The sequence below is a fragment of the Streptomyces sp. genome, from assembly GCF_031181705.1.
GTDB lineage: Bacteria > Actinomycetota > Actinomycetes > Streptomycetales > Streptomycetaceae > Streptomyces.
This window is the reverse complement of record NZ_JAPSKN010000068.1, coordinates 13,195-29,223: the sequence shown is the minus strand read 5'-3', so window position 1 is coordinate 29,223 and position 16,029 is coordinate 13,195. Positions and strand designations below refer to the sequence as shown.

Annotated in this window: 16 protein-coding genes and 1 pseudogene; 3 read left to right on the top strand and 14 right to left on the bottom strand. The window is 73.0% G+C overall.

Annotated elements, in window-relative coordinates; all coding sequences use genetic code 11:
- From RIN80_RS15290 to RIN80_RS15280, 3 genes are all read right to left on the bottom strand, one after another.
- The coding region (locus RIN80_RS15290; RefSeq protein WP_309096139.1) for a helix-turn-helix transcriptional regulator at positions 1-530 on the bottom strand (530 nt) is incomplete at its 3' end.
- Positions 531-897: 367 nt separating this feature from the next.
- A complete protein-coding gene (locus RIN80_RS15285; RefSeq protein ID WP_309096138.1) occupies positions 898-1,560 on the bottom strand; it encodes a DUF3017 domain-containing protein in 663 nt (220 codons plus the stop codon).
- Complete coding sequence (locus RIN80_RS15280; protein ID WP_309096137.1) at positions 1,550-2,404, bottom strand: bifunctional methylenetetrahydrofolate dehydrogenase/methenyltetrahydrofolate cyclohydrolase; 855 nt, start codon at positions 2,402-2,404, stop codon at positions 1,550-1,552. Before RIN80_RS15280 ends, RIN80_RS15285 begins: the two co-directional genes overlap by 11 nt.
- A 275-nt stretch (positions 2,405-2,679) precedes the next feature.
- Between RIN80_RS15280 and RIN80_RS15275 the strand changes: the two genes are divergently transcribed.
- The 3 genes and pseudogenes from RIN80_RS15275 to RIN80_RS15270 all read left to right on the top strand — a co-directional run bounded on the left by RIN80_RS15275 (position 2,680) and on the right by RIN80_RS15270 (position 5,163).
- Positions 2,680-3,267: a hypothetical protein gene (locus RIN80_RS15275; RefSeq protein WP_309096136.1), complete on the top strand. Its 588-nt coding sequence runs from the start codon at positions 2,680-2,682 to the stop codon at positions 3,265-3,267.
- A gap of 133 nt (positions 3,268-3,400) precedes the next feature.
- Positions 3,401-3,511, top strand: a pseudogene (locus RIN80_RS26575) (FHA domain-containing protein); the annotation flags it as partial.
- An 86-nt stretch (positions 3,512-3,597) separates the two neighbouring features.
- Entirely contained in the window at positions 3,598-5,163 is a 1,566-nt protein-coding gene (locus tag RIN80_RS15270; protein ID WP_309096135.1) for a protein kinase, read from the top strand.
- On the opposite strand, the gene RIN80_RS15265 is transcribed toward RIN80_RS15270, so the two are convergent.
- The 11 genes from RIN80_RS15265 to RIN80_RS15215 form a co-directional block, all read right to left on the bottom strand.
- Positions 5,132-5,884: an HAD family phosphatase gene (locus tag RIN80_RS15265; RefSeq protein ID WP_309096134.1), complete on the bottom strand. Its 753-nt coding sequence runs from the start codon at positions 5,882-5,884 to the stop codon at positions 5,132-5,134. The two genes, RIN80_RS15270 and RIN80_RS15265, sit on opposite strands and share 32 nt — an antisense overlap.
- A 15-nt stretch (positions 5,885-5,899) precedes the next feature.
- Positions 5,900-6,952, bottom strand: coding sequence for a ScbA/BarX family gamma-butyrolactone biosynthesis protein (locus RIN80_RS15260; RefSeq protein ID WP_309096133.1), 1,053 nt, complete (start codon positions 6,950-6,952; stop codon positions 5,900-5,902).
- Positions 6,953-7,090: 138 nt separating this feature from the next.
- Positions 7,091-8,098: an NADP-dependent oxidoreductase gene (locus RIN80_RS15255; RefSeq protein ID WP_309096132.1), complete on the bottom strand. Its 1,008-nt coding sequence runs from the start codon at positions 8,096-8,098 to the stop codon at positions 7,091-7,093.
- Positions 8,099-8,169: 71 nt separating this feature from the next.
- Entirely contained in the window at positions 8,170-8,928 is a 759-nt protein-coding gene (locus RIN80_RS15250; RefSeq protein ID WP_309096131.1) for an HAD-IB family hydrolase, read from the bottom strand.
- Positions 8,918-9,178, bottom strand: a complete 261-nt coding sequence (locus RIN80_RS15245; protein WP_309096130.1) for an acyl carrier protein — start codon at positions 9,176-9,178, stop codon at positions 8,918-8,920. The genes RIN80_RS15250 and RIN80_RS15245 overlap by 11 nt, the downstream gene beginning before the upstream one ends.
- A gap of 28 nt (positions 9,179-9,206) precedes the next feature.
- On the bottom strand, positions 9,207-10,214 hold the full coding sequence (locus RIN80_RS15240; RefSeq protein WP_309096129.1) for a beta-ketoacyl-ACP synthase III: 1,008 nt from the start codon (positions 10,212-10,214) through the stop codon (positions 9,207-9,209).
- Between the two features lie 118 nt (positions 10,215-10,332).
- Positions 10,333-11,268, bottom strand: a complete 936-nt coding sequence (locus RIN80_RS15235; protein ID WP_309096128.1) for an AvrD family protein — start codon at positions 11,266-11,268, stop codon at positions 10,333-10,335.
- A gap of 121 nt (positions 11,269-11,389) precedes the next feature.
- A complete protein-coding gene (locus RIN80_RS15230) occupies positions 11,390-12,859 on the bottom strand; it encodes an MFS transporter (protein WP_309096127.1) in 1,470 nt (489 codons plus the stop codon).
- Between the two features lie 94 nt (positions 12,860-12,953).
- Positions 12,954-13,751, bottom strand: a complete 798-nt coding sequence (locus RIN80_RS15225; protein WP_309096126.1) for an ATP-binding protein — start codon at positions 13,749-13,751, stop codon at positions 12,954-12,956.
- Between the two features lie 46 nt (positions 13,752-13,797).
- A complete protein-coding gene (locus tag RIN80_RS15220) occupies positions 13,798-14,454 on the bottom strand; it encodes an AAA family ATPase (protein ID WP_309096125.1) in 657 nt (218 codons plus the stop codon).
- Positions 14,455-14,672: 218 nt separating this feature from the next.
- Positions 14,673-15,821, bottom strand: a complete 1,149-nt coding sequence (locus RIN80_RS15215; protein WP_309096124.1) for an LLM class flavin-dependent oxidoreductase — start codon at positions 15,819-15,821, stop codon at positions 14,673-14,675.
- Positions 15,822-16,029 lie beyond the last annotated feature (208 nt).

Below are 16,029 nucleotides of genomic sequence, written 5' to 3'. Positions count from 1 at the left end.
CCCAGGCCGGTGCCGGCGGAGTCCTGGACCTCGGGCGCCGTCGGCTGCGACGGCACGCTCGGGACGACGCCGGCCGGGCCCGCGATGCCCGGCGTGACGGTGGCGCTGCCGCTCCGGCGGGCCGGCTTGCCGCCCCCGGATCTGCCGTCCTCCCTGGAGCCGGCCGCGGCGGCGCCGAAGTCCTGGCCGCCGAACTCGCCGAGGGCGGCGCGCGCCTGGGAGATCCGGATGGCCTCCATCGTCATGTCGTGCCGCATCTCCGAGCGGCTCCAGGCACGCTCGGCGAGCTCCCACATCGTGGTGAGGTGCACCGGGTTGGTCCCGGTGACCTCGGCCAGGGCCACGATCGCGCCCTTGGGCGCGAGCAGCCGGCCGTTCAGATACCGCTCCCACGACGTCTTGCTGTAGCCCGTGCGGTCCGCCACCGACGCGATGCTCAGACCGCTGCGGTCCACGAGTCTGCGCAGCTGGCTGGTGAACTCCCTGATCTGTGGATCGAGCTCATCCGGCAAGGCCTTCCAACGAGGCATTGCTTCCCACCCTCTTCCCCCCGGTACGTGCTGTTCTTTCCCGCGCTGTTCGCCCCGCGCGTGGCGGCCTGGGCCGATCCCCGTTGTGGCTACCCACTGGGATGCGTCCAGTCAGGATCTCAGTTCCCCGACGGGAGGCGCACAGAAGCGCGGGGCCCGCGCGCGATACACCCTGGACCGTCCCGATTGTCCATGCCAACCCCCGTGTCGCACCACTTCGTGCGGAATCGGAAGCAGGACGTACCGGAACCGTCACTTCCGTGCCACAGCGTACTGACAGGCGTTGAACAGGCCGTTCGCGGTGCACGAGGGTGGATCGCGGCGGCGGCCCGTCCTTCCTCGGGGGAGGGGACGGGCCGTCGTCCGGTCATTCGCTGGTGACCGTGAAGTGCAGGGTGTCCTTCAGGAACGGGATCTGCAGCAGCGGATGCGGCTGGGCCATCAGCGCCAGCAGGACGATCACGGTGCCCAGCACGCCGTACGTGACGATGTCGGTGAAGCGGGAGCGGACGGCGAGCATGCCGACGTCCGGGAGCAGCCAGCGCAGCGCGCCGCCGCCCAGCAGGGCGACGCCGATCAGCAGCGTCCCGAGCCGGAACCGGTCGAACGCCGTGACCAGCAGCCCGAGCCCGGCGAGCCCCAGCACGGCGAGCACGGGCCACTGCCGGGCCGGCGCGGGCGCGTCCCCGGACGCGGCCCGGCCACCGCCCTCGGGGCGCGCGGTGTCCTTGGTGAACAGCGGGAACCGCCGGGTGACCCGCCGCGGCCGTCCGTCGGCGCCGGGGGCGCTGACGGGGTCACGCACGGTGAACTCCTCGCCGTCGCCCTCGTCCGTCACATCAGGACCGCCGCCCCGGCCGTCGCGCTCGTCGGGGCTCTCATGGCCGTCACGGCCCTGATGGCCCTCGAGCCCGGTTGGCCCGGCCTGGCCGTCACGACCCCTGGGGTCGTCGTGCGCGTCGGACGCGAGCGCCCCGTCCGGGCCGGGCGCGGCGCTCGGCGCGTTCGCTGCGTCGCGGTCAGCCGGCACTGCGCTCCGCCGCCTCGACCACGTTGACGAGCAGCTGCGCGCGGGTCATCGGGCCGACCCCGCCGGGGTTCGGGGAGATGAAGCCGGCGACCTCGGCCACGTCGGGGTGGACGTCGCCCACGATCTTGCCCTCGGCGCTGCGCGAGACACCGACGTCGAGGACTGCCGCGCCCGGCTTGACGTCCTCGGCGCGGATCAGATGGGCGGAACCGGCCGCCGCGACGATGATGTCCGCGCGCTTCAGGTGCGCCGACAGGTCGCGCGTGCCGGTGTGGCACTGGGTCACGGTCGCGTTCTCGCTGCGCCGCGTGAGCAGCAGCGGCATCGGCCGGCCGATGGTCACGCCGCGTCCGACGACCACCACCTCGGCGCCCTTGATCTCCACGCCGTACTGCCGCAGCAGGGTCAGCACGCCGTTCGGGGTGCAGGGCAGCGGCGCCGGCTCGTTCAGGACGAGACGGCCGAGGTTCATCGGGTGCAGGCCGTCGGCGTCCTTGTCCGGGTCCATCAGCTCCAGGATGCGGTTCTCGTCGATGCCCCTGGGCAGCGGGAGTTGCACGATGTACCCGGTGCAGGCCGGGTCCTCGTTCAGCTCGCGCACGACCGCCTCGATCTCCTCCTGCGTGGCGGTGGCGGGCAGCTGACGCTGGATGGAGGCGATGCCGACCTGCGCGCAGTCGCGGTGCTTGCCGGCGACGTACTTCTGGCTGCCGGGGTCGTCCCCGACGAGGATCGTGCCGAGGCCGGGCGTGACGCCCTTCTCCTTCAGCGCCGCCACGCGGGCGGTCAGATCGGACTTGATCGCGGCTGCGGTGGCCTTGCCATCGAGAATCTGGGCGGTCATGGCCCCATCCTCGCGGATGACCCCGCCCCGGTTCCAATCCGCCCGCAATCCGGGCACCGGGGGTGCGCTCCGCCCGTATCCGCCCATGATCAGCGATGTTGCACTTGCACAACACATCGGGAATGCGGCTGGACAAGCCGGTCAGTGGTGCAGAACGATGACCTGACAAGTGCCGCGGGCAGTTCAACGGGGGGACGGTCGCAATCTGAAGAGCTCTCCTCCGTACGGACGTCACGCGTCGTCCCCGCACTCGGAACAACGGAGGAAAGTCCGCCATGAGCTTCGGCGACCCGAACAACCCCTACGGCCAGCCCCAGGGGCAGCAGCCGCAGCAGCAGCAGCAGGGCTACGGCTACCCGCAGCAGCAGGGACAGGCGCCCGGCTACGGCTACCCGCAGGCCCCTCCGGTCTCCCCCTACGGCGCAGGACCCGCCGCCCCGACCACGATGCCCGGCTCGGTGAGCGCGGCCCGCGTGATGCTGTGGGTGATCGTCGGCCTCCAGGTCCTCGGCGTGGCCATCTTCGCCTTCTCCGCCATCGCGCTCAACGCCGCGAAGGACGACGAGTCCCTGAAGGACAACACCGCCTTCCAGGACCTCGTCGGTGACTCGACCGGCGTGATCTGGGGCTACGTGGTGTTCGGCCTGGCCTGGCTGGTGTTCGCGGCCGTGCTGGCGACGAAGTTCAAGAACGGCGGCAACGGCGTCCGCGTCACGATCCTGGTCTTCGCCATCATCACGGCGGTCCTCGGCATCTACCCGTTCGTCATCGTCGGCCTGGTGCACACGATCCTGGCCGTCCTGGTGGCGGTGTTCGTCGGCAACGCGGCCGGCAAGGCCTGGTTCAACCGCCCCCGCTACTGAGCGGACCCGGTCGACCGGACCACTTCACGCCAATCACATCCAAGGGCCGTGTCTCACCCGTACGAGGGGGGCACGGCCCTGGTGCGTCGCCCTAGTCTGACGGTGGTAGCTGTTCAGGCACGGGGAGAGCACCTTGTACAGCATCGTCGTGGTACCTCCGCCGACCACGGAGGACGAGCGAGACCGCACCCCCAACCGCCGCGCGCCCGGCCCACGCCCCACCCTCGGCCGGTCCGCGCCCGACAACGTTGCCCACCCCCTTCACCCCTTCCGCCCCTTCCACTCCCCGCACGAGGCCGGACCGGCCGCCCCGCCGGGCGGGGGGACCCGGTGACCGAGCCCTACGCCGTACCCGTACCGAAGGGTTACCGGGTCGGTGTCTGGGAGGTGCGCGAGCCCCTCGCGACCGGGGCCTTCGGCAGCGTGTACACGGCCCGGCGCGTCGGCGGCGACGCCGCGCTGCCGCCGACGGCCGCCCTGAAGTTCCTGCCCACCGGCACCGCGACGCCCCGCCGGCTGGCCCACCTGCGGGAGTTGATCGAGCGCGAGGTCGAGCTGTACCGGCGCCTGCGGCACCCGCGGCTGGTGCGGATGTACGAGACGCTGACCGTCGACGACCCCGGCCGTCCGGAGCTGGACGGCGCCACCGTCCTCGTCCTGGAGCGGGCCGAGGGCTCGCTGTCCGCCCTGCTCGAAGCCACGCCCCGGCCCGCGGCCGGCCCCGCCCTGCTCGCGCAGATCTGCGAGGGCCTGGCCCAGCTGCACGGCGCCGGCTGGGTGCACGGCGACCTGAAACCGGCCAACGTCCTGCTGATGGCGGACGGTTCGGTCCGGCTCGCCGACTTCAACATGGCCGCCGAGCTGGAGGGCACCCACGCCTACACACCGGCCTTCTCCACCCCGGACTACACCCCGCCCGAGCTGCTGTGGACCGAGATCGGCGAACGCGGCCGCCGGATCCGCCCCTCCGCCGACGTCTGGGCCTTCGGCGTCCTCGCCCACCTCGTCCTGACCGGTTCCTTCCCCCTGACCGGCGCCACCCCGACGGTCCGCCGCGACGCGGCCGTCGCCTACGCCCGCGGCACCGACGAGCTGCGCCTGTCGCCCGCGCTGACCGACGACTGGCGCCAGATCATCTCCGCCTGCCTGACCCGCACCCACGCCAACCGCGTCACCGCCGAGGCACTGCTGCGCCGGGTCGAGGCCGCCGCCGGCACCGGGCACCGCCCCTTCCGCCTGCCCCGGCTGCGCCCGGCCCGCCGCCGCCCGCGCCGTGCGTCCGTCGTGGCGGCCGCGGCCGCCGCCGTCACGGCCGTCGCCGCCCTCGCCTACGGCGTCGGCCTCCTGGACGAGGGCGCGCGTGGCGGCGGCAGCGGCCCGGGAGCGACGGCGAACGTCTCCGCCGCCGCGTACGGCGCCTCGGAACTGCGCACCGACCGCGGCATTCCGCCCGCCTACCGGCTGCTGATCGTCGAGACGGCGCACGACTGCGACCAGAAGGACGTCACCCCGGTCCTGATCGCCGCCATGCTGAAGGTGGAGAGCGACTTCGACCCGGACCTGTCCGACCCCGCCAACGACGAGTACGGCATCGCCCGCTGGACCCCACGCGTCCTGCGCTGGTGGATGAACGAGGACGGCACCCCCGGGGAGACCGTCCCCCATCCGCCCTTCCCGCCGGCCGAGTCCATCCCCGCGATGGGCCGCTACCTGTGCTGGATCGCACCCCGCCTGCACGCGGACCTGCCGGGCGACCGCCGGGTCCTGATCGCCACCGCGTACCGCAGGTCGTACCGGACGGTGAACAAGGCGGGCGGCGTGCCCCCGGACGTACGCGACTACGCCGACCGCGTCGCCCACTACCTCAAGCAGTACGCGCCGGCCGGGCGGCGGTGACCCCGCCCGGTCCGGGCGGCGTGCCGGGTCCGGGCAGCGGGAGGCCCAGGAGCGCGGAGAGGTCGCCGGACGCCTGCGCGTCGTCCCGGAAGCACACGGTCCGCCAGCCCGCCGCCCGTGCCGCCGCGCAGTTCTCCGGGAGGTCGTCGACGAGGACGTGGCCGGGGGTGGGGGACGCCGCCGCCGCGATGCGGAAGACGGCCGGATCGGGCTTGCGCACGCCGACCCGGCACGAGTCCACGACGGCGTCGAAGGGGCCGGCCGGGGCGGTGATGCGCCGCCAGTGCCCTTCCCATTCGGGCACGTTGTTGGTGAGCAGCCCGACCGGGTGGCCGGCGGCCCGGACGGCGCGGGCCACCGCCGCCATCACCGGGTTGCCCCGGCGCCCGCCCAGCCACTGCTCGCCGAACCGCTCCAGCCGCGCGGCGCCGAGGTCCAGGCCGGGGTGGCGGGCGCGCAGCGCCGCCCGGACCCGGGCTCCCCACTCGGCCTCGCTGATCCGGCCCAGTTCGAGCGGGGCCAGCGGGTGCATGCCGAGGTCCGCTCCCACGTCGGCCACGGCCCGGCGCAGCCGCTCGGGTGAGATGCCGGTCTCCTCGGCGTACCGGGCGTACAGCTCGGCCATGGTGGGGGTCAGGACACCGCCGAAGTCGAACCAGACGGTGGTGGCGGCGGGCGCGTCACCCTCCGGTGCGCGGTGGTCGTCACGCGTGGTCGTCACGGTGCGCCGCCCGGCTCAGGCGGCGCTCAGGAGCCGGGGGCGGGCATCGGTCACGACGATGTCGCCGGTGCCGCGGTCGCCTCGCTCCCGGAGAGCGCGGTCTTTGCGGGCGAGGGTCACCCGCGCCGTCGCCAGGACGTCGCCCTCCTGCTCCAGGGCGAGGTCGAGCACGGGGCGTCCGTCGGCCCCGTCGGCGACCCGGGCACGGCAGTCGGTGGGCAGCTCGAACTCCCCGAACCGCAGGAACGTCACGTCGCAGCCGGTCAGTTCCAGCTCCTGGGGGGCGACGTCGAGGCCGCACAGCTCGCGGGCGGCCGTGGTGGCCGTCTGGCGGAGCGCCTCGAACATCACCGCACCCGGGATGTGGTCCACGTAGTGGTCGAAGAGCGCGGGGTGGCCGCGGTCGACGACCACCTGGGCCACCACCTCCGGGGCGGAGGAGACGGTCACCCGTCCCAGGACGACGTTGGCGGACAGCTCACGGCCCACCTCGGCGGGCGCCAGCCGGTTGACCAGGGGGTGGGCGCGGCGCGGGGCCAGGGCGAGAGCGGCCCTGGCCCGGGTGCGCAGCTGCCGCATGCTCCGGCGGGGTATCCACCGGAAGGCCAGCCGCATGGTCGCCGCCGCCCGGCCGTCGACCGAGGCCCGCACGTCCACGGTGGCGCCGCAGGGCCGGCCGGCCCGCTCGCGGACGTCGGTGAACTCGCCCTCCACGGTGACGGCGGCGGGCAGTTCACCGACGCGCAGCGCCTCGGGGTCGAGGACCTCCAGCGTGCCCCGGTCGAAGACGAAGCTGCTGTCCGCCGGTGCCGCGAGGTACTCGTGCGAGGCGAGGATGCAGCACTGGCGGAAGATCTCCAGGACGAGCAGCGGGTCGTAGGACGGGACCGTCCGCGCGTCCGTCACGTGGTCGCTGTAGTACAGGTGCGCTCGCGGCGGCTGGGCCGCGACCCGGAAGGTGCGCTCGCCGGTGCGCCGGGTGTCGGTCAGGAAGCACTCGCTGACGGCGGCGCGGTGGGTGAGGGAACGATCGACGGTCCGGGCGTAGGAAAGGGCCCCGTCTGTCATGGGTGCTGCCTCCTCGGGCGGGTTCGGTGTCGGGCCGGGCTGAGCGGTGCGGGACTGCGGGGGCGGCTGCCGGGACGACGGCGGGGCGGGGACCGCCGTCGTCCCGCGAGGCCTTTCGGGTGGCGGGGTGAGGCCCGGTCAGGAACCGGCCGGGGTGTCCCGCCGCCCGTCGAAGACGACGAGCTGGCGTCCGCGTACGCCGCCCGCGGCGAGGCGGCGGTGGGCGTCCGGTACGGCGGTCGGGGTGAGCAGGGAGTCCGTGCGCAGGGAGAGCAGCCCCTCGCAGGCGAGTGCGGCGAGTTCGGTGAGCGCGGCGGCCTTGTCCGGGTAGGCCATGACGTTGAGCTCGTGCCGCACGATCCCGCGGGGCACGGCCAGTTCGCCCGGACGGCAGGTCACCACGGCGCCGCCGTCGCGGACGGCGCCGAGCACCGGTTCGCCCAGGACGGCGGCGTCCACCAGCGCGTCGACGCCCTCGGGCACGGCGCGGCGGTACCGCTCGGCCAGCGAGGCCGCCGCCGTGGCGGTCGCGTGCGGTGCGTCCGCCGGCTCCTCGTGCCGCGCCACGATGATCTCCGCGCCGAGCTGCTTCAGCAGCGGCTCGTCCTCGGCGGCCGCCTCGGCGACCACGCGGAGGCCGCGGTGCGCCGCGAGCTGGATCACGAAGCCGCCGAGTGCGCCGGCCCCGCCGGTGACGGCCAGGGTCGCCCCGGAGCGGAGTCCGAGCAGGGCCAGCGCCTGATGGGCCGTCAGCGCGTTCATGGGCAGCCCGGCCGCCCGGACCAGGTCCATGCCCGGCGGGACCAGCACCGTGTCCGCGGCGGAGACGACCACGTACTCGGCCTGGGCCCCGCCCAGCGGACGGAACGGGTTGACGAAGGCCATGACCCGGTCGCCCAGGGCGAACAGGGTGCCGGCGCCCGCGGCGTCGACGGTGCCGGACACGTCCATGCCGGGGATGTACGGGGGTTCGAACGCGGCCATGTAGGCGGCGAGTTCGCCCGAGCGGAGCATGAGGTCGGTGGGGTTGACTGCTGCGGCGGCCACGCGGACGCGCAGCTCTCCGGGCCCGGGGTCCGGTATCCCCCGGTCGATGACCTCGAGCACGTCCGGTCCGCCGTATTCCAGGATTCCGACTGCGCGCATGGTGGAGCACTTCCGTTGTGGGGCCGTGAGGCCTGCGGGTGGGTTGTCTCGGGCGGGTGGAACGGGGTTGGTCAGGCCGGGTGCCGCAGGCCGGCGGGCGACGTCCGGGCCGTCCACAGGGGCTCGGGGAGCCGCAGCGGGGGTGCCGGGGGCGGGGCGGGCAGCAGGCGCCAGCCCTCCCGTGCGGCGATGGCGCGCAGTTCCCGGTCGCCGCCGACCACCACGCCGCGGCCCGAGGCCCGCAGCATGGGCAGGTCCGAGGCGTGGTCGCCGTAGGCGGTGGCGGCGGCCGGGTCGATGCCGTGCTCGGCGCACCAGGACCGGACGGCGTCCGCCTTGGTGGCGCCGATCATCGTGACCGCGGCGTCGCCGGTGTAGTGGCCGAGGACGGTCTCCGGCTCCGTCGCCAGGACCGCGTCCACCTCCAGCAGGCGGGCCAGCGGCGCGATGAGCGCGGCGAAGGAGCCCGACACGAGCACCACGGGCTCCCCCGCCGCCTGGTGCCGGCGCAGCGCGGCGACGGCCTCGTCGTGCAGGAAGCCCCCGGACTCCAGCTCCGAGCGGAACCAGTCCTCGGCCAGGTCCGTCACGTAGGAGACGCTGAGCCGGGCGTAACTGGCGAAGTAGGCGCGGTTGGTGCGTGACCGGCACACGCCCGCCTCGGTCATGGCGCGCAGCCGTTGCCGCTCCTGCGCGTAGGCCTGCGGGGGGCGTCCCTCGACGGCGAAGCGGTACTCGAGGAACCGGAACAGGGTGGTCCCGGTGGTGAGTGTGCCGTCGACGTCGAAGAACGCGGCCCCCGCGGTGCCGGCCGGGCCGTCACCGGTCAAGGCGGGCGCCCTTCGCGGTGAGCAGCCGGGCGGTCTCGGCGACGTTGGAGGCGTCGAGTATCTCGTCGTCGCCGATCTCGACCCCGTACACCTTGGACAGGTGCACCGCGAGTTCCAGCAGGACGAGGGAGTCGAAGTCCATGTCCTCGTACGGCGTGGTGGCGGTCGTGTCCTGCGGTGCCTCGAACTTGCCGCGGACGATGTCGAGCACGGCCTCGGTCAGGTCGGCCGGGGCGGTGGGTGCGGTCATGGTGTCCTTCTCCTTCGGTCGGGCGGGGTCAGGCGGGTACGACGTCGGGCCAGGTGAGCGCCGCGGAGCCCCAGGTGAGTCCGCCGCCGAAGGCGGTGAGCAGCACCCGCTCCCCCACCGTGAGGGAGGCCGCGGCGTCCGCGAGGGCGATGGGAATGGACGCGGCCGAGGTGTTCCCGACCTGGTCGAGGTTGACCACCGCCCGCTCGGCGGGGATGCCGAGCTGCTCGGCGACCGCGCGCAGGATGCGGACGTTGGCCTGGTGGCCGACCAGGTGGCCGAGGCTCTCGACCGGCCAGCCGATCCGGTCGAGCAGGGACGCGGACGACTCGCTCATGCGCTGCACGGCCGAGAGGAAGACCTTGCGGCCCTCCATGGCGAAGTACTCGTCGCCCGGGGCGGGTTCGGTCAGCGCGGCGCGCTGCCGGGAGCCCCCGGCCGGGATGCAGATCACGTCCTTCTGCGTGCCGTCGGAGCCGAGTTCGAAGCCGTGCAGGGCGCCGGGCAGGTCCGCGTCGCCCGCGGTGAGGACGACCGCCCCGGCACCGTCCCCGAAGATCACCGAGGTGGTGCGGTCGGCCGGGTTGAGGATGGTCGAGTAGGTCTCGGCGCCGATGACCAGGGCGGTTTGCGCCCGTCCGGCGCCGATGGCGTTGGCCGCGGTCTCCAGCGCGTAGACGAATCCGGAGCAGACGGCGCTGATGTCGAACGCCGCCGCGCCGGCCAGGCCGAGCCGGGCCGCGACGTCGGGCGCGGTGGCCGGGCACAGGTGGTCGGGCGTGGTGGTGGCCAGGACCACCAGGTCCACCGCGCCCGGCCCGGGGTCGACGCCCGCGGACTTCAGCGCGCGGTGCCCCGCTTCCACGGCGAGGTCGCCGGTGGAGGTGCCCGGGTCCGCCCAGCGCCGGCTGCGTATGCCGGTTCTGGACGTGATCCACTCGTCGGTGGTGTCGAAGCGGTCCGCGAGTTCTTCGTTGCTGACGCGACGCGGAGGAAGGTAGGCGCCGAGTCCGGTGAGTACGGCGGTCAGGGGCATGTGTCTCGCCTCCCGTGGAGGGCCGCGGGCCGCGGGCGCCGGTGGTGACCGGCTGCGGCCGAGGACGCGAACTGGGATCGGAGCCGTCGGCTCCGGGTGGTGGTGCGCTCCCGGGCCGTCACGCGGGGAGCAGGTGGGCGACGGAGCAGCTCAGCCGCAGGCCGGCGTGGTCGGCGGCGATCTCGGCGCTGCGCCAGGTGCCCTGGGCGCTGTGCAGCAGCTGCGGTTCCCGGAGCCTGACCTCGAACCGGCCTCCGGCCGTGTCGGCTTCGGGTGCCGGACCGATGACGGTGCGCCGCATCCACAGCGTGTTGCTGTCGGCCCGGGGGACTCCGTCCAGCGAGTAGAGCAGGACCTGGCCGAGCTGGAGCGCCGCGACGAACAGGTCGATCATCGACGCCGGGCCGTCCGGGTCGAGGGTGAGGTCGGCCCGGGCCAGCGAGGCGTCCGGGAGCACCTCGACGGAGGTGAGCAGCTGTCGCCGGTCGCGGTGCGGGGTGCCGAAGGGCGCGTCGTTCCAGGGGCCGGGCAGCGCGTCGGCGTCCGCGTGGCGGGCCGTGCCCACCCGGGCGGGGGCGGCCTGCGGCGCGCCGGTCCCGGCGGTGGTCTCCACCCGTACGGTGAGCAGGCCCACGCGGCATTCCATGGTCGTCGTGCCGTCGCCGGCGGTGTCCAGGAGCCGGCCGGAGACCGGGAACGTGTCGAGGTCCTCCTCCTGCGGCTTCTTCCCGGCCTTGATCGTCAGCGACCGGACGCCGAACGGCGTGTGCGGGCCGAGGCCGCGGGTGTGGGCGGCGTGCAGGCCGGCGAGCCGGGCGCCGTAGAGCATGACGTCGATGGTGGACAGATGGGGCCGCTGGGTGCTGTCGCCCTTGCGGGACCAGGCGCCGGGGATCTCCAGGCCCGCCGTGGCGGTGATGCCGCGGTCGTCGACGGTGAGGTCGGTGAGCGAGTGGTGCACCCGTTTGAAGCCCTCGCCGAAGAACCGTTCCTCCCGGGCGCCGAGGAAGTCGTCCACGGTGCCCAGGGTGTCGAGAGGTGCTGCCGTAGTCATAGAGTTTCCTTCGTAGGCGGCCACACCCCTGCGGGGTGACGGCCGTTGAACGGCGACGGCGATGCCCGGGACCCTCCGCAACAGTGGACCGGGTATCGCCGACGTCCAGGTCGGGCGGTGCTCAGGCGGTCCGGCTGGCCTGGACGGGCTCAGCGGTGCCCGCGACCGGCTCGCTCTCCGCGGGGTCGACGTGGTCGCCCGACGCCGGCTTCTTGAAGTTGAGCACCACGAGGAACGTGAGCGCGATGCCGACGGCGATCGCCCAGGTGGCCGTGGTGACTCCGTCCATGAGTTCGCCGAGGTCCTTGGTCTCCCCGCCGCCCGAGGCGTTGGCGATCGCGATCAGCACGGCGAGGCCGACGGCGCCGCCGATCTGCTGGCCGGTCGTCGCGATTCCGGAGCCGATGCCCTGGTCCGCCGCCTCGACCCCGGTGGTGGCCGCGGCGAACATGGTCGTGAAGACGATGCCCTGGCCCAGCGAGAGCACGAACAGCGAGGGCGCGATCACGCCGTACGAGGCGTCCTGGCCGAGCGTGAGGGCGAGCACGACGGTGCCCACCAGGCCCATGGCCAGACCGATGAACAGGGTGTTGCGCACGCCGAACCTGGTGGCCCACTTGCCGCCCACGATCGTGCCGATCAGCACGCTGCCGGACGGCAGCACGAAGGCGAAGCCGGTGGTCCAGGCGCTGTAGCCCTGGACGATCTGCCAGTACTGGGTGAGGAAGTACGCCAGGGCCCCGAAGGTGGCCATGAACAGGAAGGTGATGCCGGCACCGGTGGACAGGTTGCGGTTGCCGAACAGCCGCAGCGGCACCATGGGGGCCGCGCTCCGGCTCTCGATGACCAGGAACAGCGCGAAGGTCAGGACGGCGACGGCGAGCGCGGCCAGGACCTGGCCGGAGCCCCAGCCCGCCTCCGGGCCCTGCACGAGGGCGAAGACGAACAGCGTGGACGCGACGGTGCCGGTGATCGCGCCGGGCAGGTCGAACCCGCTGCCGGCCTGCGGCTTGTCGTCGGGCAGCAGGGACATCGCCACGAACATGGCGGCGCCGGCCAGCAGCACGTTGACGTAGAAGACCGAGGGCCAGCCGAAGGCGTCGGTCAGCAGACCGCCGAGGATCGAGCCGAGCACCATGCCGGAGCCGCCGGCGCCGCCCCACACGGACAGGGCACGGTTGCGTTCGGCGCCCTCCGCGAAGAGCGTCGTGACGAGGGACAGGGTCGCCGGCGCGAGGAACGCGCCGCCCAGGCCCTGCACCGCCCGGGCGGCGATGAGCAGCCACGGCTCCTCGGCGAGACCGCCCGCGAGGGAGGACACCGCGTAGAGGAAGAGGCCGAGGACGAACATCCGCTTGCGGCCGAAGAGGTCGGTCGCCCGGCCGCCCAGCAGCAGGAATCCGCCGAAGGCGACGGCGTAGGCGGAGACCACCCACTGGAGGTCCTGGGCGCCGAAGCCGAGCTTGTCGCCGATCTCCGGCAGGGAGACGAAGACGATGTTGTAGTCGATCGCAATGATCATCTGGGCGAACGCGAGCAGTGCGAGCACCGCTCCCAGATGACGCGGCCGTGTCGAGTTGATGCCGGACACGCCGGTTCCTTTCGTGGTTGACGTCGGGGGGACGAGGGTGGGAAGGGAGGGGACGGGACGGTGGGGACGTGCGGGGGCGGGAGCGGCGCGCCGGTCAGTAGCGCATGGCGTAACCGATGCGCCGGGCCAGGGACTTCTGGCGCTGTGCCTCGTGGAAGCGGGCGTCGGCCTTGAGGTCCTCGATGTCGGCCAGGACGCGGCGCTGCGCCTCCTCGATGGCCTCCTCGATCGGGACCACCACCGGCAGGTCGAAGAGCTTGACGATCTTCTCGATCCGGTCCGGGATGGGACCGCCGATGACCCGGTAGGGGATGTCCATCCGCTCCAGCGCCTCGATGAGCAGGTCGTCGGAGAGGCGGCGGAACTTCTCGGAGACGGGCCGGTGGCCGTCGGGCTCCATGTCGAACTCGACCGGCAGGTGGACGTAGGCGTCGTAGATCCGCTTGGCGCGGGCACGGGTGATGTCGCCCAGGGTGTCGGTGTAGCGCTGGTAGAAGTGCTTCACCGGCAGGCCCATGACCTTCTTGATGCCCTTGAACCACCAGTCGGCGCCGGGGTTGATGCCGACGCGCATCCGCGCCTCGAAATAGACCCACTCGTGGAACACGCCGCCATCGGAGATGAAGGCGTCACCGCTGGACTCGTTGTGCACGCGCTCCTCGAAGCGGCGCAGTCCGAGTTTCACGAGTTCCATGGCGTTGAGTTCCATGACGGTCTTGCCGGGAACGAGGTCCACCAGCAGCTCGCGCGAGGTCTTGGCGTGGGTACGCGGTATTCCGGTGGCTATGGAAAGGGCCTCGGTCGTCGTCGACTTTCCCGTCGAATACGTGCCGGAAATGGCGAGCTTCAGCTTGGGATTGTCCTTGAAACTGGGTACTTCGAGCGCGGACACAGGTGGTCACCTTTGCGGAAGAGAGCCTGGGGGCTCGGTGGGTGGGTCAGCGGGCGGACGCGGTGAGCCCGACGGCCTCGTCGGGAGTCATGACCGTGGCGTCCTGGAGCCCCAGGTGCTTCACGGTCTGGGCGAGGCGCTCGGCCACGTCGCCGTGGACGGTGTGCACGGGGACGCCCGTGGCCTGGAGGGCGGGCAGCAGCAGGGAGTCGGACAGGTGCCGGAAGTTCTCGTTGATCGGGCGGTTGTCCGGTGCCAGCTCGAACTCCACCGGCACGTGCACGAAGGCCTGGTAGGCGGTACGGGCGTGGTGCTTCATCAGCAGGCCGATGTCGTCCACGGCCGCTTCGAGCGCGGCCGTCGTGGTGTTGCGGTGCCGGTCCTCCAGCGGGGTGAGCGTGCCCGGGTACGAGCCGGCGACCAGACGGAGCTTGGCGTACACCCACTCGTGCACCACGGAACCGTCGGACACGAAGCCCTCCGGGTGGGCGGCCTCGCCGAGCAGCCGTTCCGCGTAGCGGTTCACGGTGAGCTGGATGAGCTGCCCGTCGGTCCAGTTGTGCACACTGCGGCCCTCGCCCCCGATCGGCTCCCGCATGGGCGAACCGTGGGTGCGGGGCAGGCCGGTCAGATGCGAGAGCGCCGTGGAAAGCGTTGTCTTTCCCGATCCGTAGGCGCCTACGACGGCGATTCGTTTCGTCACGGATCAAGCATCACAGGGGACTTTCACCTGAACCAGTGGCCATCAACGCTATTGCCACGACCAACAGGATGAGCTCGAATCCGGAAATGGGAAGTCCGGTACACGTTACGGGAATGCCGGCGGAAGCGGGGCTGGAATTGAAAGTTCCGTAACACGGGTGCGCCCGGCCCGCCGGGGAGCCGGCGGGCCGGGCGCGCGTGTGGGTGAGGGGGTCCGGGTCAGCGGGCGGTCGCGGCGAGGCGCGTGCGCAGTGGCTCGGTGTGGGGGAACAGGGCCCGGTTCTCGGTGCTCCACCGCACCGACTCCAGACCGCGGTCGGCGGTGCCCGTGAACCGCGGGGCCACCTCGGTCGCCAGCAGTTCGAAGCTGCGCTTGACCTTCTCGAAGGAGGCCCAGTTGACCACGTAGGTGAGGAACGTGCCGAAGCCCCCGGTGGTCTCCTGGAGGTTCCGGATGGCCTCCACCGCGTCCTCGACCGACCCGACGACCGCCCGGCCCTGCTCCACGGTCGCCTCCAGGTGCCGGGACTCCGGCACCCCTTCGAGGCCGCCGAGGACGTCGGCGCCGACCGCCTCGCCCCAGTAGCCGTGCAGCCACTTCCCGAAGCCCTCCCGGGCGTCCCGGAAGGCCTCCTCGCGGGTCTCGGCGATGTGCAGGGGCACGGCGATGCGCCAGTTGCGGCGGTCCACGCGCTGGCCGTGCTCCTCGGCCGACTCCTCCGCGTAACTCCACTGCCGGGCCAGGTCGACGGCCGGCCAGCCGGGCGGCGGGGCGCCGAACGACAGCAGGCCGAGGCCGTACTTGCCGGCGATCTGGGGGCTGTTGGGGGTGCCGACGCTGGAGACGGCGATCTCGATGCCGGGCTTGCTGTAGCGCGGCAGCTGCATCTTGGCGTCCTGGAGGGTGTACCAGTCCGTCTTCTCCGAGATCCGCTCCTCGCCGTTGACCAGTTCCATGACGGTGGGGATGGCCTCGCGCGCCATGCGCTTCAGCTCGCCGAGGTCGAGTCCGAGCATGTGGGCGTCGTTGGGGGTGGCACCGGGACCGACGCCCAGGATGTACCGGCCGCGCGTCAGGTGGTCCAGCATGATCGCCCGGGTCGCGACGTGGAACGGGTGGTGGAAGGGCAGCGTCACCACGCCGTTGGCCAGCTTGATCTGCCGGGTCCGCTCGGCGAGGGCCGCGATCATCGTCTCCGGGGCGCCCACCGTCGGCCAGGACAGGGAGTGGTGTTCGCCGAACCAGCACTCGTCGAAGTTGAGTTCGTCGAGGTGCTCGACGAGCTGCAGGTCCCGGCGAATGGTCAGGTGCGGGTCCTGTCCGGGCGCGTGGAGGGGGGAGAGGAAGGCTCCGAAGCCGGTGTGCATGATGCTCCTGTGGTCGGGGGTGGGCGACGGACACCGTGGCGCCGGACGCGCCTCGGCAGGGGTCCGTCGGGTCGGGAGGCCGGCTGAGTCCCGGACGGCCCCCCGCACTGCGGGTGGGGCCGGGGGCCGGGGTGGCCGGGGTCGGGGGTGGTCGGGGTCGGGGCGTGGCCGGGGTCGGCCGGTGGCCGAGGTCGGGAGCGGCCGGGGT